A 24870-nucleotide genomic window follows, 5' to 3' on the forward strand; every position below is an offset into this window, starting at 1 on the left:
AGTCATGTTTCAGCGCGTCTTCCCCAAGTGGGCACTGGCGTTCGTGGTCCTCATCGGGACCTTTCTCTGGGGGAGCGTTGCTTCCGCGTATCCGTGGATGATCCGCCACGAGTACACGGGGTGTTCGCAGTGTCACGTCGATCCGGCGGGCGCGGGACTTCTCACCCTCTACGGCCGCGCGCAGAGCGAAGTGCTCCTTCGCACGCACTACGGCACGCAGGAGGGTGAGGAGAACCCCGAGCTCGGTGGCTTCATGTTCGGCCTCGTGAAGCTGCCCGAGCAGGGCGTTCGCGCGCAGGTCGACGGGCGAACGCTCTTGCTCCACACCAAGCCGCCGAATGCTCCGGCCGTCAATCGCCTCATCATCATGCAGGCGGATGCGCAGGCGGGCGTCGAGCTCGAACACTGGCGCGCGTCAGCCTCGGTCGGATACATCCACGAGGGCGCGCAAGCGGCATCGATCACGCGCGGCGATAACGACCGGCTCATCTCCCGCCAGTACTGGGTCGGAGGTAGCTTTGGCAAAGACGACGAGTTCATGGTGCGCGGCGGCCGCATGAACCTGCCGTACGGCCTGCGCATGTACGAGCACACGCTCTGGGTACGAAGCGCGACGAAGACGGACATCAACGACGGCCAGCAGCACGGCGTGTCGTTCGCGTATACGGGCGAGAAAGCCCGCGCGGAGATCATGGCCGTCGCCGGCAACTTCCAGATGAGGCCGGACGACGTGCGCGAGCGCGGGTACTCGGCTTACGGCGAGCTCGTGCTTTCGCCTCGCGCGACCGTCGGCGTGAGCAGCATGATCTTGCACACCGACTACGATCTCGTGGAGCGAGAGTCCTCGTTCCGGCAAGCGCACGGCATCTTCGCGCGGGCTTCACCAGCCAAGCCGGTCGTGATCCTCGCCGAGGCCGACTGGCTCATCAAAAATCCGAAGTCCTCGGTCATGCAGACGGGACCGGCGGCGATGCTGCAGGTCGACGTCGAGCCCGTCCAGGGCGTCCACGTGATGGCCACGGGAGAGCTGCTCGATCAGACGTTCGCGCGCACGGCTCCATCGTACGGAGCATGGCTCTCTTCGCAGTGGTTCTTCCTCCCGCACGTCGACGTACGCGTCGACGCGATCTGGCAGAGCATGGACTCGACGTCACGCATCGAGGTCGTCTCGCTCCTGGGGCAGTTGCATGTCTTCCTCTGATCGGTTCACGAAGCTCCTGGTCGCCGTCGCGACGCTCGTCGCGATCGACCTCTCGGCCTCGACCTCCGAGGCGACACCGGAGTTCCCGGGCGTCATCGCCAAGCACCTGGGCGTTGCCACGCCGGAATGTACGCTTTGCCATGTCGGCACACCCGGCTCGGGCACCGCGAATACGGCGTTCGCGAAGACGCTGCGGGCGCGCGGCCTCTTGCCTTACGACGATGCCTCCCTCACGACCGCGCTCGACGCCATTTCGGCCGAGAACAAGGACAGTGACGGCGACGGAACGCCCGACATTCGCGAGCTCCAGGATGGGACGGACCCCAACTCGGCGCCCGGCGATGGGTCGATCACCCCCGAATACGGCTGCGAGATCGGCCGTGGGTTGCGCGTCGACAGCACGGCAGGTGCCGTTCCAGCGCTGGCGTTCGTTCTTCTGTGGATGCTCCGCGTAGCCATCAAGCGCTACCGCGGGGCATGACCCCGTTCCTCGCCGAGGCTCTACGAGGGTTGCGCGAAGAAACGCGCGTACTAGACGAACGTCGCCCGATGAAGCGACGGATTCCCCAGACTTCGGGAGGCCCGACGCCCCCGACTCCCAGTGAAGAGGCCCACGAAGAAGGCTCGCTTGGCGTGGCGTTCTTCGCGGGTCGGTACGAGACGGTGCTGGCGCGAAGTGTCGACGCGGCCGCGTTCGAATTCGACGACGCGGACACGCCGTACGTCGTGGGTGCCCTCGCCTTCGTCGGTCGCATCGAAGAGGCCGCCGCGACGCTCCGCGCATGGGAGCGTCGCAAGCCGACCCCGGAGCTTCGCATCTGCGCGCGGTTCTTTCTCGCCGTTGCGCACGGACGCGCCGGCCGGCACGCGGAATCCGAGCGGCTCGTGCGAGAGAATGCGCGCCTCGTTTCGGGATGCTTCGATCCGATCGCGCGCTTCTACGTTCACCAAGGTCTCGCCTGCCATCGCTTCTTTACGGGCCGCGTAGACGTCGCGGCTCGTCAGGCGCTCATGGCTTTGCAGGCCGCCTTCGATGCGCGCTTCCAGTACGGCCGGCTTCTCGCCACGGATCTGCGCGGACACGCGCTCGTGCAGCTCGGCGACGTCCACGCGGGTCTCGCGCTGCTCGATCGCGCATCGACGCTCGCCACCACGTTGGGGCTCGATGGCAACGCCGGCGCCATCGCGTGCGCTACGGCGATTTACGCGGCGCGCTTCGGCGCACGCCCGATCGCCGCGAGCATCGAGAATCTCGTCGCGCTCGCCGCGGCGACATCTGCGCAGGATTCGTACTCGCGCCGATCGGTGGAGACCGAGCTCGCGAGCCAGCTCGCACTCGCAGGACGCGGCGACGACGCGTGGAGCTTGCTCGACCGCCTCGCGACCGATCCCGGCGCCGATGGCGATCAGCGGTCGAAGGTTCGTCGGATGCTCGCCTTCGCTTTCGTGGCCTTCCTTCGCTACGGCGCGGCGAGCGCGCGGACGTATGCGGTGGAGGCACGCCGTTCGCTCGACGGCCTCGAAGACTTCGGGCTCGAGGTCGAAGTGCTGTCGATCGAGCTGCTCGCCTTCGGCGAATCACCGGAGCGCCTGACGCGCCTCAGCGAGATCCATCGCCGAACGAAGATCGCGCGAGCCGCGTTCGTGCGCGGCCGGTGGTCGAGCGAAAGCGAGCAGGACGTCATGGCCATCGCGCCGGTGATGGTCGAAGACAAGGCCGGCGCGATGATCCATGCGGCCACGAGCCAAAGCCGGAACGCGCTCGAGACGCTGCTTCGCGAAGGCTACCTCGGCCTCGTTCCGCATGCGGCCGGCCTCGGCTCGCCTCGGCGGCTCCTGCTCGTGAACGACGACACGATCCTCGTCGAAGCACAGGGCAACGTGCGCCAGCTCACCGGACTCTCGGACGGGTCGCTACGGCTTCTCCGTGCGCTCGGCGGGCGGCGCAAAGACAAAGAGACGCTCGTTCGCGAGGTCTGGAAGCTCTCGACCTATCGCCCCGATCGCCACGACACGCTCGTGCACACGGCCGTGAGCCGCCTGCGGGCAGCCCTCGGCACCGCGGGCCACTGGGTCGACGGCGAAGACGGCGCCTATGGCATCGCATCGGGCGTCGAGCTGTTCGACCTGTCATCGGCCGCGATGCCGCGCACGGTCGACGACGTGACCGCCGATGGCGATGCAGAACGTGCCACGGCCACGACGTTGGATCGCGGCCCGCTCGACGAGCTCCTCGCGCTGCTCAAGAAGAGTGGTCCCATCTCCACCGGCGAGATTGCACGCACACTCGGCATCTCCGAGATGACCGCGTTTCGCCGGCTCAAGAGCCTACTCGACGAAGGCCTGGTCGTCCGTTCGGGACGCGGTAAGAATACTCGGTACGCCCCCTCCTCCATGCTGCCGGAGAACGCTTCGTGCTGACGCCCGAGGTTGAACGATTGGAGCCGCAACGACTGGAGCAGCGACAAAGGGAGCAGCCTCGCGTTTTTCCTCTCGTCGCCCTCTTCGCCGTCTTCGCGTTTCTAGCCGGCCTCGCGCTGCCGGTCTTCGTCGGGGGATGTTCGTCGAGTGACGATGACGGGACGACCGACGCGTATTCGAGCCACACGGCCAAATCCGGAACGTACGAGGTTCCGGTGCCGGCCGACCTCGAGGCCGCCGCTCAGTTCCCGGTCGATCGCGTGGGCTGGAGGGTCGAGGGCAACCAGGCCACGCTGCGCTGGACGCTCCCCGTCGCGCTCACCGGCAATCCGGAGAAGGTGGACGTGACGGGGCCTTACGACGCCGCCAAGGACGCCTACGTGCTCACGGGCGAGGCGGGCACCGCGGAATGCAGGAGGTCGGGCACCTCGCTCGACTGCACCGAGCACCTGACGGGGATCAAGGTCGACAAGGAGCTCGCCATCTCGCTCGCCGAAGCCGGCGTGGATCTCGGGAAGCGCAAAGGCGTCATCGACCGCTTCAGCGGCGATCCGATCGGCATCCTGCACGCCGTGTTCGAAGCCGACTGACGCGATCGCGTCTCACTCTTCGCCGGCCGGCTCGTCGGACTCTTCTTTGTCGTCCGGCGTGTTGTCCGGCGCCGACAAGGGAACCCCGTCGAGAACGACGTCGAGCTCCGCGCGATGCTTGGCAAAGGGCTCGCGATCGATCGACGGCAGGACCTTCACGCCGTCCATCTTGAGGCCGAGCGGATCGATGAACATTCCCCCGCGCTTGACCGCGAAGTGCAAGTGCGGGCCGGTTGCGCTGCCCGTGCGCCCGACGTAGCCGACGAGCTGCTTCGGCTCGACGTGCTGGCCGACATGCAAACCGGCGGCGAACTTCGAGAGATGGCAGTACGCCGTGGTGAGGCCGTTGGCGTGCTCGATCTGGATCATGTTCCCGCACCGGCCGCCGTCGCCGACGGTTGCCACGGTGCCGGGCGCGCTCGCGAAGACGGGTGTTCCGGTCGAGGCGCCGAAGTCGACACCGTTGTGCGGAAGGATGGTGTGGAGCACCGGGTGCATGCGCTTCGGATTGAAGCGCGAGGTAACGCGCGCGAACGGGAGCGGCGAGCGGAACGCGCCCTGGTAGGGCTGCTGTCCCTTCGCATCGTAGAAGCCGGAGAGCGGCACGCGCCGGCGCCCTTCGGACTTGGTGTCGCGCTCGTACCCGTAGACGCGGAGCGGCGACCCCGTCTTGGGGATGTACTCGAGCGCCTCGATGCGAAGACGCGCGAACCCGCCTTCGACCCAGTCTTCCGTCGAGACGACGCGCATGCGAACGCCCGGCTTGAGCGCCGCGAGGTCGACGTGGCCTTCCAGCGCGTCGTCGATGGCGTCGAGCGCGTTGTCACGCAGGCCGGCGGCGGCGACCGCCTTCTTCAGGTCCGCGGTGATGGTGATGGCGGCGGCCGTGCGACGGTGCTCGACGTAGAGCTCGAGTTTGCTGGCGACGAGACGCTTGTCGGAGCTCGACTCGTCGATTTTCGCCTGCCACACGTCGACAGGCGACGTGACGAGCTCGAAGGCGACGACCGTTCCCTTCGCGCGGTCCTTCGCGAGGACGAAGGAGTCCTTGGGGAGGTGCTCTTCTTTCGTGCTCGACGTGCTCGTGGAGCTGCTTTTGCGCTCCGCGCGCTCGGGTCGCTCGAGCCGACGAACGCCCTCGAAGGCGCGATAGAGCCGTTTGACTTCCGCCTTCGAGAGACCTGCCGCGGCGAGCAGCGGCTCGAGGCGACTCTTGCCGATGGGGCGCTCGACGATCTCGATCGCGGGATCGGACTTGAGCTCTTTGACGCGCCACACGGGCGTAAAGCGCGCACCACCATCGAGCACGACGACGGGTGTGGCGACCGTTGCGTCGGCCTCCGCGAGCGGGGTGGAGGCCGCGGCAGGCGGCGGGGCGATCTCGCCCTTCGTGAGCGCGGCTCCTACGGTGGGGTCGGAGACGGAGTCGCCGTGACGCGTGCCGACAACGGCCAGTACGCTACCGGCAATCACGAGGCCCGCGATTACACCGAGAGCGATTTTTTGGCCGCGATCGAGCCCGCGCGAGGGGGCGAGAGGGGCCTCGGCGGTCTCGGTCACGCGAGGTGCTTCGACGTCTGCCTCTTCGGAGCGAGCGACGGGCTCGGTCTCGGGGGGGGCGATTTCGGGCTCGTCACTCACGGCCCCCCGGCTGTAACCCCGGGAAGCCCGCGGAGCAACCCTGTCTCAAAGGTCTCCCCCGGTGGACGAATCGCCGGTAGAGTGCAAGGTGTGATGAACGAGCGAGTCAAGCAGCTGCTCGTGCTCGGGCGGGAGCACTATGGCAAGCGCGAATTCGAGAAGGCCGAGCAGATGCTCCGCATGGTTCTCGAAGAAGAAGACCGCTACGCGGATGTTCACGACATGTTGGGGGTCATCGCGCATTCCCGCGGCAACTTCCTCGCTGCGGAGCGCCACTTCGAACGCGCGCTCGAACTCAATCCGAGCTACACCGAGGCGGCGCTGAACCTCGCGGTCACCTACAACGACCGCGGAAAATACGAGAAGGCGCGCGAAGTTTACGGGCGCATCAAGGTCGGACAGAACGGCGGCGCCGTGGCGCTCGATCCGTTCGCGCGCGGCAAGCTCGCGAACATGCACGCGGACCTCGGGCAGGCCTACCACGACGCAGGCCTCGCTCGCGAAGCCATCGCCGAGTACGAAAAGGCCACGGCCCTCTGCCCGCATTTTGCGGACCTGCAGACGAAGCTCGGCACGCTGCTCCGTGAAACGAACGACCTCACAGGCGCCCGAAGGCGCTATGAAGCCGCCCTGCAGGCCAAATCGTCGTACGTTCCGGCCCGCCTTCAGCTCGGCGTGACGTTGCTCGCGCTCGGCGAGGCGATCGCCGCGGAGGAGCAGTGGAAGCAAGTGATCGAGGTGGAGCCGGACAACTCGCAGGCGAAGATGTACCTGCGGATGCTCGAGCGAAACCGCACGGTGCAGCCTCCGCCTCCGGAGACCTGAAGGGCGGAGACCTGGGCGACGAGTCGGCGGACGCACCGAGCACGCCAAGCCGATCGAGCAAGGCGGCTCTCGCTGAGGCCGCACGCACGGCCTGGCGCCGCCTGCGCGGCGGGAAGCTCACCCCTGCCCGCGCGGCAGCCAGCGTGGCCGTGGGGCTCGCGATCGGCGTGCTTCCTCTTTGGGGCGTGCACTGGCTCCTCGTGCTCGCGATCTGCGTGCCCCTGCGCCTCGACGCGGGCGTGGCCTATCTCGCCGCGAACATCTCGCTGCCGATTTTCGCGCCCTTCATCACCTTCGCCGAGGTCGAAGTCGGCGCGCGCATGCTGCACGGCGCATGGGTCTCGCTCACGCCGAGCGAGGTGAAGAATCTCGCCCTCGGCACCGTGGCCATGGAAGTGGCGCTCGGCACGGCCGTCGTCTCCGTGGCGTCGGCCCTGACCGGGGGCGCCCTCACCTACGGCCTCGTTTCTCTCCGCAAGCGCTCCTAGCTAGCGCGCTTCGTTCACATGAACGAGGAGAGCACGCCGGGATCGGCTTCGTGCAGCTTCGAGTCGAAGATGCGCTCGAAGTGCGCGAGCGACTGCTGCGCGAGCTTCTCCACGGGCGGCGACTCGATGCCGAGCGCGCGGAGCGAGGTCACGCCGTGACGCTGGATCCCGCAAGGGACGATGAGATTGAAGTTCGACAGATCCGTCGCGCCGTTGAAGGCGAAGCCGTGCATCGTCACCCAGCGCGAGAGACGCACGCCGATCGCGCCGATCTTTCCGAGCTGAAAGCCGTTCGGCTCGAAGCGCGCGGCGGCCTCGGCTCGCTCGTCGCTCCAGTTCTTCGGATCGTTCGTGTTCGTCCATACGCCGATCAGCTTCGCATCGCCGGGCACGACGCCGGCGGCAACGCCGTGATCGCGCGCGATGCCGATCATGACCTCCGCCAAATCGCGCACGTACTTGCGGACGTCGCAGCGATCGGGCTTGAGGTCGATGATCGGATAGGCCACGAGCTGACCCGGACCGTGGAAAGTCACGTCGCCGCCGCGGCCCGTCTCGAAGAGATCGACGCCGAGCTCGCGCCGCTGGTCTTCACCGGCGAGGACGTTCTCGCTCTTCGCGCCACGTCCGAGCGTGATGACCGAGTCGTGCTCGAGAAGGAGAAGCGTGTCGCCGATCTCCTTCTTCACACGAGCTTCGACGAGGCGTTCTTGGAGCGCATGGGCGCGGTCGTAAGAAATCCGACCAAGCCAGTACGCGTCGATTTCGCGTCCCATGCGCTCCTCTTCTGGCCCAACCCGGGGGCCTGTGTCCTGAACTTACGAGCACAATGCAGCTACAGCCCTGGAGACGGTAGCGGTGAACATTTCCGACAAGTCGGCTTTTCAAGCGCCAGACCTATCGTCATGGATGGCCCGGGCGATTCAAACGTGAAGGCTTCGAAAGACCAAGACGCCCGTAAGTCGCCACACGGCGAGCGGCGGGTTCTTCGTCGCGCTCAAGCGCGACGCGCCGAAGGCGACCCGCCGCGGGCAGCTGGGGGGAGGCTCGAAACCAGAGGTTTCGAGGGGGGCCAGTGGCCCCCACAAGACCGTCTCGAGGGGGGCCAGAGGCCCCCTACCTGGAATGATAATTCGGGGCTTCTTCGGTGATGATGACGTCGTGCACGTGGCTCTCGCGGAGCCCCTGCGTCGTCGAGCGGATGAACTTCGCGTTGGTGCGAAGGTCCTTGATGGTGCGCGAGCCGGTGTAGCCCATGCCGGCGCGGAGACCGCCGACGAGCTGGTGGAGGATCGAGGCAAGCGAGCCGCGGTGCGGAACGCGCCCTTCGATGCCTTCGGGCACGAGCTTCTCGTCGGCCGTACCGCCCTGGCCGTAGCGATCCTTGCTGCCCTTCTTCATCGCGCCGAGCGAGCCCATGCCGCGGTACACCTTGTAGCTGCGGCCCTGGTAGAGCACGAGGTCGCCGGGCGACTCGTCGGTGCCCGCGAAGAGCGAGCCGAGCATGACGGCCGAAGCGCCGGCGGCGATCGCCTTGGTGATGTCGCCCGAGTGCTTCACGCCGCCGTCGGCGATGATCGGGACGTCGTGGCGATCGCCGACGCGCGCGCAGTCGCTGATGGCGGTGATCTGCGGGACGCCGATGCCGGCGACGACGCGCGTGGTGCAAATGCTGCCCGGTCCGATGCCGACCTTCACGCCGTCGGCACCGGCGTCGATGAGGGCCTCGGTGGCCGCCGCGGTGGCGACGTTGCCGGCGATGACCGGAATGCTCGGGTAAGCCTTCTTCGTCGCGCGGACCGCGTCGATGACGCCGACGTGATGACCGTGCGCGGTGTCGATGACGATGACGTCGACGCCCGCCGCCACGAGGGCCGCGACGCGCGCTTCACGATCGGCGCCCGGGCCGACGGCCGCGCCGACGCGGAGACGGCCCTTGTCGTCCTTCACCGCCATCGGATTGCGATCCGCCTGGAGGATGTCCTTGATGGTGACGAGGCCGACGAGCTTGCCGCTGTCGACGACGAGGAGCTTCTCGATACGGTGCTTGTGGAGCAGCTGCTTCGCTTCGTCCGCCGAGACGCCCGGCGAGACGGTGACGAGCTCCTTCGTCATGAGCGAGCTGACCGGCTGATCGAGGTTTCGCTCGAAGCGGATGTCGCGCGCGGTGAGGATGCCGACGGGGCGCTCGCCTTCGACGACCGGAACGCCGGAGATGTCGTGCTCGCGCATGATGCCGAGCGCCTCGCGGAGCGACTGGCTCGGACGAACGGTGACCGGAGCGAGCACCATGCCGCTCTCGGCGCGCTTCACGCGCTCGACCTCGCGGGCCTGATCGGCCGGCGGAAGGTTCTTGTGGAGAATGCCGAGTCCACCTTCACGCGCCATCGTGATCGCGGCTCGCGCTTCGGTGACCGAGTCCATCGCGGCGCTGACGAGCGGTACGTTCAGCTCGACGCCACGGCACAATCGCGTACGGATGTCCGCATCACGCGGAAGGACCTCGCTGTACGCAGGGACGAGAAGCACGTCGTCGAAGGTCAGGCATTCGCGAAGCTGGTCGTCGAGCATCAACGCCTCCTGGGGGGTGCCCGTCACTAGCGCGCGAAGCACACTTTGGGAAGCCACGACCATGACAACACGCGAGCGTCGCGTGAGGCAGAGCTCGCTGCTCGTCTCGCACCCACACGCTGCGCATGCGCGCTCCGAACGCGAGTCGGCACGTGAGCCCATCCGCCCCTCCGACCAGCAGGGGCCCCGCCGCACGCTTCAGGTCTCCTACTCGGGGACCTTGTTTCCCTTGGCGATCTCTTGTTCGCGGTACTCGTCGAGGCCTTCGCAGAAGTTGTGCGACACCTCGGGATCGAATTGCGTGCCGGAGCAGCGTTCGATCTCCGACACCGCAACCTCATGAGGAAGCGCTCGGCGGTACGCACGGTCGCTCGTCATGGCGTCATAGGTGTCGGCGACGGCGATGATGCGCGCCATCAGCGGAACGTCGTGCCCCTTGAGGCCGAGCGGGTACCCGCGGCCGTCCCATCGCTCGTGGTGCAGGTGCACGCCCGGGATGAGCGGGTGCAGGAAGCGAATCGGCTCGAGGATGTCGCGCCCGTAACCGGGGTGACGCTTGAACGCCTCGTACTCGTCCTGGGTGAGCTTGCCGGGCTTGTTGAGGTTGAGAACGCAGCCGATCTTGCCGATGTCGTGCATCAGCGCGCTCTGGCGGACGATCTCGATCTGCTCGGGCGACAAGCCGAGGCGCGTGGCGAGGTACATCGCGTAGGTAGCCACGCGATCGGAGTGACCCGACGTGTAGCGGTCCATCTTGTCGATGGCCTTGGCGAGCCCTTCGATCGTCTGCTGGAACGTGGCGCGGAGATCTTCGTAGAGGCGCGCGTTCTCGATGGCGGCCGCCGCGCGCGAGGCGACGATCGAGAGCATCTTGCGCTGCCCTTCGTCGAAGCGCTTTCCCTTCGTGAAGCTGACGACACCGATCCAGCCGAGCAAGCGCTGCTTCATGCGAAGCGGCACGGCGATGAGCGACTGCACCGGCAGCTCGGGCTCCGTCTCGAAGAAACGAAGCGCCTTCGGTCCTTGCTCGAGCAGCGTGCTGTCTTGCGCGAAGTGATCGACGAACGCGCGTTTGGAGAACGAGCCGAACGTCGAATCGGAGAAATCGCGAAGCGAGGCCGAGCGAAGATGCTTCGGCGGCAAGAGGCGCTGGCGCTCGTAATGGCTGCCCTCGCCGTCGTCGAGGAAGGTCGACGCGAGATCGCCGTGGATCTCGTGGATCGCCGTGTCTCCGACGGTCGCGAGGACCTCCTCGAGCGAGAGGCTCGCCGCGATGGCTTCGCTGACCTTGTAGAGCGAGAGCGCTTCCTTCAGGCGGAGGTTTTCGGCGGCGAGGCGCTGCTTCTCGAGCCCGCGCTGGACGACGTGAATGACCTCTTCGACCTTGAAGGGCTTGAGGATGTAGTCGTACGCGCCACGCTTCATCGCGTCGATGGCGGTCTCGACGGTGCCGAAGCCGGTCATGATGACCGTGAGGGCGTTGGGGGCGGCGGTCCCGATGGCCTCGAGCAGCTCGATGCCGCCCATGCGAGGCATCTTGAGATCGCTGATGACGAGATCGTAGTGGGCGTGATTCAGCTCGCCGAGCGCAGCCTGGCCGTCTTCGGCCGTGCGCACGACGTAGCCTTCCATGCCCAAGAAATCCGCCAGGATGTCGCGGATGAATTTCTCGTCGTCGACGATGAGCACGCGCGGGCGTTCTTCATTGCTCGTGGTCATGACGGACTGACCTGACGACTCTACCAGACCCCCCGAAACTCCTTGCTACTTTCGAATCAGGGCCGGCGCAGATTGCCCTCAGCCCTCTGGCGTGCAACGGTCGGGCTAGGCGTTCGATGCCGTTTTGCGTCATTCCGGCTTTTTTTTCCGGGCTGACGGAGGACGCCAGCTTCCAATTTCTCTTCCGCTCTTTTCGCTTCCTTCCGTCTTCCGTTCTTGCGGTTCTTGCGGTTCTCGCGGGTCTCGCGCCTTCCCCTTCGATCCATGACCGTGCGACTGACCCCCTTGCCGAACAAAGGCCCCTCCCAGGGAGAGGACTTCGGTGCGGCACGGATTGGCCCCCTCGTCGTCTACGGGGCGCTCTCCGCACTCGCCATCGGCGTGGCGATCGTGCGGGAGCAGAGTCCAGTCACGACGGATCCCTGGCTTCCGCTTCCCGAGCTGATCGGCCACCTGGTCAGCATCGTCGTGGGCCTCGGACTCGCATCGGCGACCATCGGCCTCACGCGGCATGGAGTGCGTCGATGGTCGTGGGCGAGGACGCTCCACGCCCACCTGCGTCCTGCCGTACGCGGAGCCGGCGGCCTCACGCTCGTCGTCCTCGGGATGGCGAGCGCGGCGTCCGAAGAGCTCTTTTTCCGAGGCCTCCTCGCCACCACGCTCGGTGTCGTCGTCTCGTCGCTGGCCTTCGGCCTTCTGCACCAGGTTCGCGGGCGGGCGCGATGGGTATGGGCTACGTGGGCGGCCGTGATGGGGCTCGCGTTTGCCACCCTCTTCCTTGCCACGGGCAGCCTGCTCGGTCCGATCGTCGCGCACGCCACGATCAACGTGGTGAACCTGCGCTTCTTGCGCGATACGGACGTCGAGCCGCCGAAGCCGCGCCGGCTCGGGGGACTGCTCGGCAACGCGTGACCGCGTTCAGACGACGCGATCGAGGATGGAGACGCCCTCTTCGATCGTCCTCACCACTTCGGTCGTGAGGCGACGGAAGGCGGACAGCGAGCCTTCGAACGTCGCCGACGCCTCGAGCACGTCGCGTTCGAAGGCCTCGTTCTTGGCGTCGAGCTGCTTCTGGAGCGAGTCGATCTGGAACGTGAGGTCGTCGACCACCGAATGAGCGCGACGCTCCTCTTCGGCAAGCGCGTCGTCTTCCCAGTTCTGCCCTTCGAACCCCGCCGCGGGGCGCGCAAGGGCATCGCGTCTCGCCGCGATGGCGTCGAGATGGGCGATCTCCCGCGACCGGTCGTGGACGAGCACGTCGATGGCATGACCGAGGTTCGTGCGGAACTCGCGGCCCCTCGCCTCGAGGAGATCGACCTTGGCCTGCAGGTCGCCGACGATCTTGGTGGCGCGCTCGACGCGCGGCATCATTTCGCCCGCGACCATCGCGAGCTCCGCGGCGCGACCAGCAGCGACCGCGTGTTCTCCGCCCTTTCGGCGCGCCTCCGCGATTCGGTCTTCGAGCTCGGTGAGCGATTCGGACCATCGCGCCGCGGCATCGGCCGAAGCAGCGACGATCTGCACGCTGCCCGATTCGAGCGACGAGGAAGGAACCTCCACCACCAAGTCGACGACCGTGTGACTCGGCTCGCGCTCGACCTTCTCCTGCTCGGGCGGAGACGACGCGCGCGGAGGAACGGAGATGCGCGGCGCATTCGACAAGCGAGGAGGCGACGACGTGCGCGAGCCTCCTGAGCCGTACCGGCGCAAGATGTCGGCAAATGCATCGTGCACGGCGAAGGCATCGTGCGGCCGATCGTTCGGCTCGCGCGCGAGGCAGCGCAGCAGGAGCGACTCGAGATCGGGCGGAAGGCCGTCGACGCGTTGGCTCGGCGGAATCGGCGGATTCGTCAGCGGCTTGAGGAGCAGCTCCGACTGCCCTTTGCCATCGAACGGCAAGACGCCGGTGACCATCTCGTAGACGACGACGGCGAGCGAATAGATGTCCGAGCGGCCGTCGATGCCGATGCCCCCGACGTACTCGGGTGCGATGTACCCCGGCGTTCCGAAGAGCTGCTCGTTGAGCGTCAGGGTCGGCTCGCCGGACATCTTGGCGATGCCGAAGTCGGTGAGCTTCACCATCACGTCGTTCGGATCGGCAGCGACGTCGACCTCGGCCCGCGCCGGACCGGCGGTGCGCGGCAGGAGCAAGATGTTCTCGGGCTTGAGGTCACGGTGGATGACCCCCATCTGGTGGGCACGCGCGAGTGCGCTCGCGACCTGCATGCCAATCTTCAGCGCGCGCTCCCACGGCAGGCGACCACGCTGGATCCAGGAGAGCAGCCCCTCGCCCTCGACGTACTCCATGACGAGGTAGGCCACGCCATCGGACTCGCCGACGTCCGTGATCTCCACGATGTTCTCGTGGTTGATGCGATTGACCGCGCGGGCCTCCCGCAAGAAACGCTCGCGATGCTCGGCGATGAGACTCAGCTCGGGCCGGAGGATCTTGAGCGCCGAGAGACGAGCGATGAGCTCGTGACGCGCGAGGTACACGACCGACATGCCACCGGCGCCGAGGCGACGGATGAGGCGATAGCGCGAGGCGATGGTCCGACCGAGAAACCGGTCGTTGCTCTTCTGCAACTCGGCGCCGTCGTGGGGGCAAAACGCGGCGTCGTCCGAGAAGAGTTCGGAGCAACGCGGACAGAGCTTCACGACCGAGAGGCTATCAGACTCGGCTTTCGCGCTGCTCTGAAAGCTCTGGCGCCCTCGAGACCCCAGGAATCCCGCGTCAGCGAGCGATCGAGCACTCGAGCGGCTGACGCCATTCGGCCCCTCCCGTGCTTCCGACGCGCGCGAACGAGCCCCCTCGGGAAACGAGCCAGGTGTCGAGGGTGACCGAGTCGCGCGTGCCGTCCTTGCTCTTCGGCGTGCGCACCGTCACCTCGGGAAGGCGCATTTCGAGGCCTTCGAGGCAAACGAGCTTGTCCGACCACCTGACCCTGGCGAACATCGGTCCGTCCTTCGCGCGAAGCTCGCGTGCCGTCAGGCGGACCCACGGCGCGATCGTCTGGAGGGTGGCGCGATAGCCGCCGGTGTCCTGCTTGCAGGCCGGGTCATCCGCGAGGCGCAGCGTCGACCAAGGAGCGAGCGCTCGCGGCTTCTGCCCGGGGGCGAGAAGCAAGGCCGCGTCGAGCGCCGACGGCGGCTCACTTCCGCTCGACGTTCGGAGAACGACGAGGTCGCCGTGGGGTCCGATCGCGAGCGCATCCGGGTTCGGAGGTGCCGAGTCGGCGCCCGTCGAGGCGTTCACCGTGAAGAGGTCCGTGGTGCCGTTCGGCCCGAGCTTGAAGACGTGTTCGACACCATCCGCGTCGACGTCGAGGAACGCGGTCTCCGTCTCACCGAGGGCGACGCCCGAAACGATGCTCTCGTCGTTCTGAGGAGGACGCACGGCATAGCGCACGCGGACCGCCGAACGCGGATCGCTTCCGCGGACGAGCGCGAGGAACCCGCGTGGATTCGTGAACGCGAAGTCCGACGCCGAGCCGGTCTCGAGCGGGGTGACGGGGAGGAGCGCGCCGCTGTCCGTCAGGTCGTCCGAGAGGAGCTCCTCGAGCGTGAGTCCGTCGCGACGTCCGGCGGCGATGACGTCGGCATAGGCGAACACGGCCTTCCGAATCTGCGCCGAGGGATCGAACGGCGAAACGAACGAGAGCGTGCGCCGGAGGGCGCGCAGATCCTTGGACGGCCCGAGCACCGTCATGGTCGTCCCCATCGCGACCGACTGGTAGCCCGACAGCACGGCGCGCAGCGACTGCCCGTCGTCGCCGTCGTCGCCCACGTGATCGTGCAGAGGGTGAAGGAGGACGCGAGGGAAAACCAGCCGCAGGAACGAAACGTCGTCGTTCTCCGACGACGGTAGACGCGACGGTCCGAGACCGAGATCCTCGGGGGAAGCGATCGTCCACGGAAGCACCTGCGTCGCGACCGGCCCCGACGTCCGACACGCGAGCGTCACGGGCGGTGTGCGTTGGATGAACGGCGCAGGCCGAACCACGCCCTTCGGCTCCGCGGGCTTCGGGGGATGCGGAGCCCAACCGACGCGATAGAAACCACCGAGGTCACAGCCCACCGAGGAGCATTCGCCGAGTCCTGAGAGGCCACCTGGCGGAGGCGCGACCTCTACCCACGACCAGGCATGGTCGGTCGACTGAAAGAGGCGTCCCTCGCTCGACCGCCCGAGTGCAAACGCCCCGGCGCTCGCGATCTCGAGCTTGTAGGGCGACTCCGTCACCTGACCATCCTCACCAATCGCGATGACCGAGTCGTCGCGAGCAAGCCCGATGAGGCGACCATCCGGGGCGAAGGTCCAATCGCGGTCCACGAGCTGCCTTACTTGGCGACGCCTTTTGACCCGATGCGACGACGAGGGGCCGAGCATGCCGTTCTCGCAGTCGACCTTCATCGCAGTGCCCGAGCGCACGTCGAGAACACGCGGCGGGTGGCTGAGGACGACCGCGGCTCGACCGTCGGCCCTGGGCACCCACGCAACGAGAGCTCCCCAGCCCGGATCGGCCATCAGGCTCAGGAGATCGAAGTTCTCCCACGAACCGTTCGGCTGCCGCACGCACGCGAACTCCTCGCTCGCGAGCGTGTTGCCGTCGCATGTCGACAGGTAGGCCACGCCACCGTCATCGGAAGCGATCAACCGCGCGTCGGCCGGGAACGTGTGCTCGATGATCGGACCGTCGAGCACGTGACTGACGACGAAGGCGCGCGGCGACGGCCGTGAGGATGCGCAGGCGAATACGACGTCGTTCGCGATCGGGAGCGGCTCGCATTCCGCGTCGGGCGGGACTCTCCCCGAATCGATCGACAGAATCGTCCCCGAGTGGATGTCCACGCGAGCAACGTCGCCCGCTTCGATGACGACGGCCGTACGATCGTCGAGCGACACGCCCGAGGTGACGGCCGCGCGAAGGGGTGACGTACTTCCTCGCCATCGGGGATCGCGCGGCCGCAGCTCGACCGGCTTTCGCGCCTCGCCGAGGGAGAAGGCAGCGAGCCGACCATCCGCCTCGAGACGCAGTTCCGTGCCTGTCGACTCCTTGATCCAGATTTGCTCGCCATCGGATCGAACGTGCTCCGGCGAAGCTCGCAGCTGTGCCGTCACGTCGCTCCAGTGGCCGCCGCCATCCATGCTGGTGAAGACGCTGCCGAGCTCGTCGTAGGCAAGTGCTCGCCCATCGTCGAGAGCCTCGATGTCGACGATGGCCTGCGGCTCGATCGGCACGCGCTCACCGGTCGGCATGCGCAGCGCCCACCGTTCGCCGTTGCTCGTGCGCACGAGCACGAAGCGTGGGCCGAACGAGACAGAGGCCACGGTGTCGTTCGTGTGGACGAACGGCTCGAGCACCCCGCCGAACGTGGCGGCGCGATAGAGGTCGAGCGAGGTCCAGAAGAGATAGCCGCCCCCGAAGCGATTCGGCAGCTTCGCGGCCCCGAGCAGACGACCGTCCGCGCCATCGTACACGCGAGAGTCGCTCGCACCGGCGACGACGCGGAAGTCGTCGACGACGAACCCCACCTTCCCTCCGCCGAGCGCGAACGCAGCGACGACGCTTCGACCTTCGGGATCGGCCACCACGTATTGCGCAGGACCACTCGGAGCCGCGCTCTCCGCCGCGCGCGTCTCAGGCCGCGCGGTCGTCTCGATCACCGCTCGCCGGTCGTCGTGCGCGCACGCCGTCATAGCGGGCGCGAGCGCGAGCGTCACGAGAAGCCGGTCGAGGAACACGCGCCGCATGTGGGCCTCTCTGGTATAGCCGATCCGTCGAGGAGCACGAGCTGCGCGCCGGCGACGTCTCTCACCCTTTGGGAACGCCCAGGACCCCGAGATACGCCGCTCGCACGTCGGCGGTGACCGCGCGATGACGTTCGACGAGTGCGCGCCCCGCCGTGCCGTTGGAGCTGTCGCGGAATCCCATGCGGCGTGCCAGCGCGGCGAGGCCCGGCGCGCCTTCTTCGATGAAGCTCGCGCTCGTTCCGTGAACGACGCGCAGCGCTTGTTCGAGCTTGCGAAGCATCGCGTAGCCCTCACGGAGCACCACGGCGACGCCCGCGTCGAGATATCCGCACGCCTCGAGTGCCCCCAGCGCCGTCTCGGTGTCCGTGGTGCGGACGCGCGGGTCGCCGCCGTACTTCATCTGCAACCACTGCGTCGCGAACTCGACGTCGACGATCCCGCCGTGACCGAGCTTCACGTCGAAGCGTGTCGGACCTTCGCGCGCGAGCTCCTTCTGCATGCGCATGCGCAGGTGATGCACGCGCGTCGGGTCGGGAGCGCCGCGCCCGTACGCGACCTTGTTCGCGATCGTGAGCACGCGCTTGCCCAGCTCGCGATCGCCTGCGCAAGGGCGCGCCTTGACGAGTGCCTGGCGTTCCCAATCCTCGCCGTCGGGCTTGGCGGACCGGCGCTCGTCGTCGAGCGGCGAGCCACCTTCGGAGAGACCGTGGTAGCGCGCGAAGGCTTCGAGACTCACGACGAGCAGGCCGTGGCTTCCGGACGGGCGAAGGCGCGTATCGAGCTCGTAGCCCGGGCCGTCACCGTGCGGCGTGCTCACGAGGCGGAGGACGCGCTGCGCAGCGCGTACGTAGCGCTCTTCGTTGCCGTCTTCCTTCGTCTCGTAGACGAAGAAGATGTCGAGGTCCGACCCGTACCCGATCTCGCATCCGCCAAGTTTGCCCATGGCGACGACCGAAAGGCCGCCGCTCAGGCCCTTCTCTGCGAGCGCACGACGGGTCGCGTGCTCGAGCGTGGCGTCGGCGAGGGCCGAGAGAACGAGGGTGGCGCCGCGTGTCGGTAGCTCGCCGGCGAGCTCGGCGAGGCCGACCTCCATCATGATGCGGGCCTTCGCTTTGCGAAGCGCGCCGACGAAGGCGTCTTCTTCGTCCACGTCTTCCGCGGCGAGCCGCTCGGGATTCGTGGCTGCGGCGATCTCCTCTTCGACTTCCCTCCGCGCGCGCTCGGGCGTGGGCGGTCCCTTGGCGAAGAGCACGCTCTCCATGAGCTCCGGGTGATAGACGAGCGCCTCTCCGAGAAACGCGCTGGCGCCAAAGAGGCCCACGAGCTTGCGAAGCACTTGCCGATCGTCGGCCATGGCGCGCGCGTAGACGCTCGGGGTTGCGAGCCGACCGAAGAAGCCGGCGAGCAAGCGCGTGGCTTGATCCGGATCGGCGGCGTCGGCCAGCGCCTCGAGCAAAGTAGGAGCGAACTCTGGATGGCGATCGCGCGTGCTCGCGCCGAGCGGAAAGTCGGGCCGTCGCGCGAGGGCCACGAGATGGCGCGCGAGGTCCGGCGACGTGCTGCTCGAGAAATCGAGCCCGGACGAGCCGTCGGCGATCACGCTCGCGACGATGGCATCTTCGCCCGCATCGATGGCGGAAAGGAGCGGCCCGAGCTTCGCCGACTTGTCCTCGCTGCCGCCCTGGTTCTTCGTGAGCGACGCGAAGCGCGTGGCCACACGCCGGCGCGTCTTGTCGAGGTCCTTGTCGAGCTCGTGGCCGGAGGCGTGGCCGACCGTGCGAGCGATCGTCTCGAGAAGCTCACCGCGCGGCAGCGTGTGCGTCTGGATACCGGTTGCAAACTGCACGCGATGCTCGAGACGCCGGAGCGTGAGATACGCGCTCTCGAGGTCCCGTGATTCGCGGTCGGTGACGAGACCGCGCGAGCGAAGGCGCCTCAGGGCCTCGAGCGTATTCGGGTGACGGAGCGAAGGCTCCTTGCCCCCCAGATGAGCTGCAGCGACTGCACGAAGAACTCGGCTTCGCGAATGCCTCCCGGCCCCAGCTTGAGGTCGCGCTCCGGCTCGCTCGAGAGCTCGACGCGGCCGCGCATGACGAGCTCGGTCATCTCGCGCGCGATCTTCGGATCGACCACCTTGCGCCAGACGAACGGAGAAAGGGCGTCGAGGAGGTGCTCACCGAACGCGAGGTCGCCGCCGATGGGCCGTGCTCGAAGCAGCGCCGCGCGCTCCCAGGTGCGGCCCCACGTTTCGTAGTAGCGCTCCGCGGCCGCGAGCGCGTTGACGAGCGGGCCGCGGGAGCCTTCCGGACGAAGTCGGAGGTCCACACGCCAGCACGCGCCATCCTCGGTGACGTCTTCGAGCGTCGCCGTGAAGCGCTGCGTGACCCGCATGAAGTGCTCGTGGAGCGTCTGATCGACCTCCGCGCCGTCGCGCATCACGGCGCCTTCGTCGGTCTCGTAGAACGGAATGAGGTCGACGTCGCTGCCGCAATTCAGCTCGCGCCCGCCGAGCTTGCCCATGCCGAGCACGGTGAAGGCGCAACGCTCACCGTTCGCTGCGCGGGGCGTGCCGAAGCGCGTCTCGGCCCAGGACAGCGCCTCCGCGACGGCGATCTCGATGCACACCTGCGCGAGGTCCGAGATCTCGCGCGCGGTGGTGTCGATGTCTCCCCCTTCGTGCTCGAGGAGCTCGCGCGCGGCGATGCGGAGCTTCTCGCGCGCTACGAAGAGGCGGAGTCCGCGGCGAACGGCGTCGAGGTCACCTAAGTCGCCGATGAACGAAGCGGCGAGCCGCCGGTAGGCGCGAAGGTCACGCGCGATGCGGAGCTTGCCTTTGGCGATCGCGACCACGTCGGCGGGTCGCGAGAGAATCTGCGCTCGGAGGGCCGGATAGGCGACGGACAGCAGGCCGGCCAGCATGGCCACGTCCGCGTCGTGCGCAACCTCGCGCTCTCGCGCGGCCGTTTCGTACGCCTGCAAAAGCGCCGAGGCAGAGTCTCCGGCCAGCGCATGAAAAAGCCGCTTCACCCGCGTGGCCATAGCACGCGGGCGCAGCGAAGTTCATGACCGAGGATCGCGAGGGGTCTCGATGAGCGGTCGCGATTCGCGACCATCCAAATCGCGAGCGAAGCGAGTCCGCGTGGGGTGGGGCCCCCGAAAAATCGCGTTTTTCGGGGCGGGGCGGCGCGTGCCGCCCCGTGATGAACGGCGACACCCCCGCGACGATTCCGTCACTTCGGCTCGATGGCCACGTAGCGCGTGGACCTGCCCTGCTTCACGAGGAGCAGAATCGGCTTCTTCGCCGGCGCGGCCTTGACCTTGTTGCCGAGGTCCGACGTGGTGCGCACGGCCTCACGGTTCACCTCGACGATCACGTCGCCCGGGACGAGCACGCCTTCGGCAGGGCTGCCCGGCATGACACGCCGGACGACGACGCCACCGCCCTCGGCATCTTGCACCTGGAGGCCGAGCGCGCCTCGGGGCGATACACCCGACGACGGGCCTTCACGGCCTTCGCTCTCGTCGTTCGAGTTGTCCTCCTTGAGGCTGTCGAGCGTCACGCCGACGGTCTTCTCCTCGCCACCGCGAACGAGCTTGAGCTTCACCTTCGAGCCGGGCGCGTGCGAGGCCACGATGCGCGGGAGATCCTGCGCGCGGTGAACCTCGGTGTTGTCGACGGCCAGGATGACGTCTCCGCTCTTCACGCCCGCCGCCTCGGCGGGGCCGCCCTTCTCGACGTCGGCCGCAAGTGCACCGCGCGCAGAGCCGAGGCCCATGGCCTTGGCGAGCGGCTCGTCGAGGGCCTGGATGTGGACACCGAGTCGACCGCGTTTGACGTGTCCGTCCGCGATGAGCTGCGGGAGGACGTCGCGCAGGGCATCCGACGGGATGGCGAAGCCGATGCCCTGACCGGCGGGATTGATCGCCGTGTTGATGCCGACGACCTGGCCACGCGCGTCGAAGAGCGGACCGCCGCTGTTGCCCGGGTTGATCGAAGCATCCGTCTGAATGAAGTCGTCGTACGGGCCCGCGCCGAGCGCACGGCCCTTGGCGCTGACGATGCCCATCGTCACCGTGTGGCCGAGGCCGAACGGATTGCCGATGGCCACGACGTATTCGCCGACTTGCAGAGGCTCGCTCGGGCCGAGCGTCACGGCCGGCAGGTCCTTGGCGCCCTCGATCTCGAGCACGGCGAGGTCGAGCCGCGTGTCGCGACCTCTGACCTTCGCCTTGAACTCGCGTTCGTCCGCGAGCTTCACGCGAACCGTGTCTGCGCCTTCGACGACGTGCGCATTGGTCACGACGTGGCCCTGCGCATCGACGATGAAGCCGGAGCCGAGGGCGCGCTGCTTGCGTGCGGGCCCCGAATCGGATGGGACGCCGCGACGGAAAAAGAACTCGAACGGGGATCCCTCCGAAGCCTTGGCTTCGTGCTCGGCCGTGATGTTGACGACCGAGGGCTTCACCTTCGCGACGAGCGCAGCGACGTCGGGCGCGGCGCCGTTGCCGCCCACACTGGACGTGACGGCGACGGGAGCGGTGGGACTCGGTGCTGCGGACGCCGTCGATGGGGTGGAGTGGCAGCCCGCACCGATGGCGAGCACGCCGATGAGGAGGGGAATGGCCTTGGACGCGTGGTCACGAACGAAGGAATTCATCTCGCCCCTGAAGAACCGCCACGCGGCCGAATTCTTCCCGCTCGGGCTGAGACAGCTTCCTTCGCGCGCAATGGCGCAGAAATCAGGCTGATTTTCGCGAGCGTTCCGGTTGGGCTCAGATGCTCGGGCCCCAAAGCCGGAACATCATGATGACCGTCCAGTCGAAGAGCACGTGGGAGAAAATTCCAGGCAGCAGCCGGTTGAAGCGACGCGCCATGTACCCCCACACGAGACCGCCCGCGAGCGCACCGAGCACGATGACCGGGTTCCACCCCGACTCCGGCGAGCGCAGGACATAGGCCGTAGGCAGGTGCGCGAGCGCATAGAGAACGGCCGACCAAACCCAGGCCCGATGGCTACCGACGATTTCCGAGAGCAGCGACGTCACGAGGCCGCGCCACAAGAGCTCCTCGGCGACCGCCATCAGAATGATGAGGCCGACCACGATTCCGACGTGAGCCCGGAGCACGGCAGGATCGCCGAACTGCAGATAGAGGTTCACGAGCCAGCGCTCACGGACCGAGCCGACCGTCGCCACCGTCTTCGTGAAGCCCCACGCCGCGCCGAAGAGGATTGCCGTGGCTGCGAAGCCGCGCGAGAAGTCTCCCGCCCGAACGGAGAGCCACTCTCCGAGCACCCCGTCGTACTTCGCCCGCGCCAGCCCCGCCAACGCCAGGAGCACGGTGGGAACCGCCATGATGAGCACGAACGAGAGCTCGCCCGCGCGCGATTCCTGGAAGGCGAAGAACGACGCGACGCCGACCGCGAGCACGATGCCGACGAGGTAACCGACGTTGCGAATCACGGCCGGCTTCTAACATCCTCTCGGGCGGCACGCGAGCACCCTCAGAACGGTGGGGCTTCGCGCGGCGGCATGATGGGCTTCGGTTCCGGACGACGTCCGAGCCGCGCCACGATTTGCTGCTTCAGCTGGGCCAGACGCTCGCGGTGGGCCCAGACGAGCGCCCCAACCAGCGCGAGCCAGGCAACGTGGAGGATCGCAAGCAAGGAGCTCGTGACGTAGAGCACACGCGGCACGAACGGCCGGTCGCGCGTGACGAGCTGGCGGCTCGAGAGGACGTAGAGGTCGGACGAGGGAACGGAGAGCGAGACCGGCGTGACGCCCGCCTTCGTCTCGAGGCTCCCCTCCTGCGCGGGCGGCGGATACGACGTCTCGGGCGATGGCTTCTTCACGTCGCGCATGAGCATGGCGACGTAGCGCTCGCCGATCGTTTCCTTCCCTCCGCGCGTCATCGCCTCGCGCCCGACCAGGAGCGCGACGATCACGATGGCGCCCGACGCCGCCGGAAGCCATGCCCCTCGCACGAAACGCGACGCGAGGAAGATCGCTCCGCACGTGAAGAGAGTGCCCGTCGCGAAGACGAACCCGTCGTGCGAAACGAACCAGAGGCCGGCCGTCGCGAGGGCTCCGAGGATACGCGTCTTCTTCGTTCGGAAGCCGAAGCATGCGAGCGACACGCCGAGCAGCACCGCGAACACGTCGACACTCGAGAACGCCGTGCGAAGGCGATCGCCGCCCAAGACCGCAATCGGGTACACGCTGTCGGGCAGACCGACGGTCACGTCCATGTTGCTCGTCGTGAGGGCGTAGCTGCTCGAGGGAATGCCGAGCGCGCCGAGGAAGGGCGTGAACTTCACCTCGGAGAGGGACTGCACCCGCAGCGTATGAGGCCCGGTGCGAATCGGCACCAAGACGTCTTTCGCGCCGGCCGTGGTGTGCAAGATGCGCTGCGCAGTGCCGTCGGTCGAGAGGTACATGGCCTTCCCCGCCGGCGTCAGCATGAGGTGGTCGAGGCCGTTGTTGTCGAAGGAGACCGTCTCGTCGCTGATGAGCTCACCCCGCCCCGTGATGGCCACGAACAGGTTGTGGTTGCGCACGACGGCGGCGAGCACGTCACCGCGTACGAGCGAACGCGCGTCGACCTCGAGCTCCTGACCGCGCTGCACGAGATACACGCGCGCGCCGGGCATGATCGGCGGAATCGGCGACTGGGACGTTTCGACGAGCTTCGGCTCGCCGCCCACCGCTACGCGATGCTCGGGATCCGATTCGATCATCCACCACTCGTAGGCCGCGCGCTCGTCGCCCTTGAACGTCACCGGGCGATTCGGGGCCCCCGCGGGCAGCGTGCCGGCGATCGTGATCTCCGCCTCGTGGCCCGTCGTCGGGAGCAGCAGTTCTTGGCCTTCGGCTTGCCAACCGGTCGAGCCCTGGACGTCTTGCACCTTCTCGCCGTACTTCAGCGGCAGCCGGACCACGCCGAGGTCGGTCGCTTGCGAGGCCACGAGCCGGTAGACGAAGCTCGTCTCGTTGCCGAAGCGGAGCGAGCGCGCGAGTCGGAACACCGACGGGACACGCGCGCGTGAAGGCTCGGCGCGCCCCTCCTCCTCGCTCAGCGGGTCGAAGTGCAGAACGGTGTTCTGCAAGCCGCTCAGACGATCGCCCTCCACGAGGCGCCCTTTCGTCAGATGCGCATCGAGCGACACGAGAGGGCCCGACACGCTGAGAATCTGATCGGATCCGAGCGCGAGCCTTCCCCGGAGCGTGAACGTGCGCGCGCCCGTCTTACTCCCGGAGGTGAGCAGGACGTAGTGATCGCCGTCGAAGCCGATGGTGGCGTGCGCCCCATCGAGGGTGACGTCTTCGAGGCGCACCTGCGAGGGAGGCCCGAAGAGCGGAATCTTCTGCTCCCCTTTGGCCCTCACCGAGCCGTGTAGCTCGAACGATAGCGTTCCCGCCACCGCCCCGCGAATCGAGAGCGTATCGAGCACGAAGCAGTCTTGCTCGCACACAGGCTCGGGAGGTGGAGGCGGTGGCTGCGCCTGGCACACGCCGCATTCCGGTTCGCTTGCATGCTGCACGTGTCCTGTCGCGGGGTGCGCCTCGGCCGTGCGACCGACCGTGGAGAGCGCGAGGCAAACGAGGCAAGCCAAGAACCCCAGCTGGGCAAAACGCGACGCGAGCTTGAACGCTGGCATGAAA

18 protein-coding genes are annotated in these 24870 nt (G+C 67.5%); 7 read left to right on the forward strand and 11 right to left on the reverse strand.

Annotated features, from left to right (window positions below; translation table 11 throughout):
• Positions 1-4 precede the first annotated feature (4 nt).
• The 4 genes from AKJ09_RS46625 (at position 5) to AKJ09_RS46640 (ending at position 4212) form a co-directional block, all read left to right on the forward strand.
• The gene (locus tag AKJ09_RS46625; protein WP_146654323.1) at positions 5-1201 is read left to right on the forward strand and encodes a hypothetical protein; all 1197 of its coding nucleotides are present in this window, start codon (positions 5-7) and stop codon (positions 1199-1201) included.
• Positions 1188-1682, forward strand: a complete 495-nt coding sequence (locus AKJ09_RS46630) for a thrombospondin type 3 repeat-containing protein (RefSeq protein WP_146654324.1) — start codon at positions 1188-1190, stop codon at positions 1680-1682. The genes AKJ09_RS46625 and AKJ09_RS46630 overlap by 14 nt, the downstream gene beginning before the upstream one ends.
• A gap of 68 nt (positions 1683-1750) precedes the next feature.
• Positions 1751-3622: a MarR family transcriptional regulator gene (locus AKJ09_RS46635; protein WP_169928492.1), complete on the forward strand. Its 1872-nt coding sequence runs from the start codon at positions 1751-1753 to the stop codon at positions 3620-3622.
• Between the two features lie 17 nt (positions 3623-3639).
• Complete coding sequence (locus AKJ09_RS46640; protein ID WP_146654326.1) at positions 3640-4212, forward strand: hypothetical protein; 573 nt, start codon at positions 3640-3642, stop codon at positions 4210-4212.
• 12 nt (positions 4213-4224) lie between these two features.
• Here the strand turns inward: AKJ09_RS46640 and AKJ09_RS46645 are convergent, their stop codons facing one another.
• The gene (locus AKJ09_RS46645) at positions 4225-5853 is read right to left on the reverse strand and encodes a M23 family metallopeptidase (protein ID WP_146654327.1); all 1629 of its coding nucleotides are present in this window, start codon (positions 5851-5853) and stop codon (positions 4225-4227) included.
• A gap of 93 nt (positions 5854-5946) precedes the next feature.
• Here AKJ09_RS46645 and AKJ09_RS46650 point away from each other — a divergent pair, with 93 nt between their 5' ends.
• Both AKJ09_RS46650 and AKJ09_RS55850 read left to right on the forward strand, forming a co-directional pair.
• On the forward strand, positions 5947-6678 hold the full coding sequence (locus tag AKJ09_RS46650; protein ID WP_146654328.1) for a tetratricopeptide repeat protein: 732 nt from the start codon (positions 5947-5949) through the stop codon (positions 6676-6678).
• Positions 6573-7166: a DUF2062 domain-containing protein gene (locus AKJ09_RS55850; RefSeq protein ID WP_146654329.1), complete on the forward strand. Its 594-nt coding sequence runs from the start codon at positions 6573-6575 to the stop codon at positions 7164-7166. Before AKJ09_RS46650 ends, AKJ09_RS55850 begins: the two co-directional genes overlap by 106 nt.
• A 14-nt stretch (positions 7167-7180) precedes the next feature.
• Here AKJ09_RS55850 and lipB read toward each other — a convergent pair whose 3' ends face one another.
• The 3 genes from lipB to AKJ09_RS46670 form a co-directional block, all read right to left on the reverse strand.
• On the reverse strand, positions 7181-7942 hold the full coding sequence (gene lipB / locus AKJ09_RS46660; protein WP_146654330.1) for a lipoyl(octanoyl) transferase LipB: 762 nt from the start codon (positions 7940-7942) through the stop codon (positions 7181-7183).
• A gap of 340 nt (positions 7943-8282) precedes the next feature.
• A complete protein-coding gene (gene guaB, locus AKJ09_RS46665) occupies positions 8283-9737 on the reverse strand; it encodes an IMP dehydrogenase (protein WP_146656228.1) in 1455 nt (484 codons plus the stop codon).
• A gap of 207 nt (positions 9738-9944) precedes the next feature.
• Positions 9945-11456, reverse strand: coding sequence for an HD domain-containing phosphohydrolase (locus tag AKJ09_RS46670; RefSeq protein ID WP_146654331.1), 1512 nt, complete (start codon positions 11454-11456; stop codon positions 9945-9947).
• A gap of 264 nt (positions 11457-11720) precedes the next feature.
• Between AKJ09_RS46670 and AKJ09_RS46675 the strand changes: the two genes are divergently transcribed.
• Positions 11721-12368 (forward strand): CPBP family intramembrane glutamic endopeptidase, encoded by a 648-nt coding sequence (locus tag AKJ09_RS46675; RefSeq protein WP_146654332.1) that lies wholly within the window; start codon positions 11721-11723, stop codon positions 12366-12368.
• Between the two features lie 6 nt (positions 12369-12374).
• Here AKJ09_RS46675 and AKJ09_RS46680 read toward each other — a convergent pair whose 3' ends face one another.
• From AKJ09_RS46680 to AKJ09_RS46710, 7 genes are all read right to left on the reverse strand, one after another.
• Complete coding sequence (locus AKJ09_RS46680) at positions 12375-14114, reverse strand: serine/threonine-protein kinase (protein ID WP_146654333.1); 1740 nt, start codon at positions 14112-14114, stop codon at positions 12375-12377.
• Between the two features lie 76 nt (positions 14115-14190).
• Positions 14191-17208 (reverse strand): beta propeller repeat protein, encoded by a 3018-nt coding sequence (locus tag AKJ09_RS46685; RefSeq protein WP_146654334.1) that lies wholly within the window; start codon positions 17206-17208, stop codon positions 14191-14193.
• Between the two features lie 61 nt (positions 17209-17269).
• Positions 17270-19195 (reverse strand): [protein-PII] uridylyltransferase family protein, encoded by a 1926-nt coding sequence (locus AKJ09_RS46690; RefSeq protein WP_240488996.1) that lies wholly within the window; start codon positions 19193-19195, stop codon positions 17270-17272.
• A complete protein-coding gene (locus AKJ09_RS46695) occupies positions 19144-20235 on the reverse strand; it encodes a [protein-PII] uridylyltransferase family protein (protein WP_169928493.1) in 1092 nt (363 codons plus the stop codon). The genes AKJ09_RS46690 and AKJ09_RS46695 overlap by 52 nt, the downstream gene beginning before the upstream one ends.
• Positions 20236-20438: 203 nt before the next feature.
• Entirely contained in the window at positions 20439-21866 is a 1428-nt protein-coding gene (locus tag AKJ09_RS46700; protein ID WP_146654337.1) for a Do family serine endopeptidase, read from the reverse strand.
• Positions 21867-21981: 115 nt separating this feature from the next.
• Positions 21982-22671, reverse strand: coding sequence for a CPBP family intramembrane glutamic endopeptidase (locus tag AKJ09_RS46705; protein WP_146654338.1), 690 nt, complete (start codon positions 22669-22671; stop codon positions 21982-21984).
• A gap of 41 nt (positions 22672-22712) precedes the next feature.
• Positions 22713-24866 carry a hypothetical protein gene (locus tag AKJ09_RS46710; protein ID WP_146654339.1) on the reverse strand — a complete coding sequence of 718 codons (2154 nt, stop codon included), beginning with the start codon at positions 24864-24866 and terminating at the stop codon, positions 22713-22715.
• Positions 24867-24870 lie beyond the last annotated feature (4 nt).

The organism is Labilithrix luteola, from assembly GCF_001263205.1.
Classification (GTDB): Bacteria; Myxococcota_A; Polyangia; order Polyangiales; family Polyangiaceae; genus Labilithrix; species Labilithrix luteola.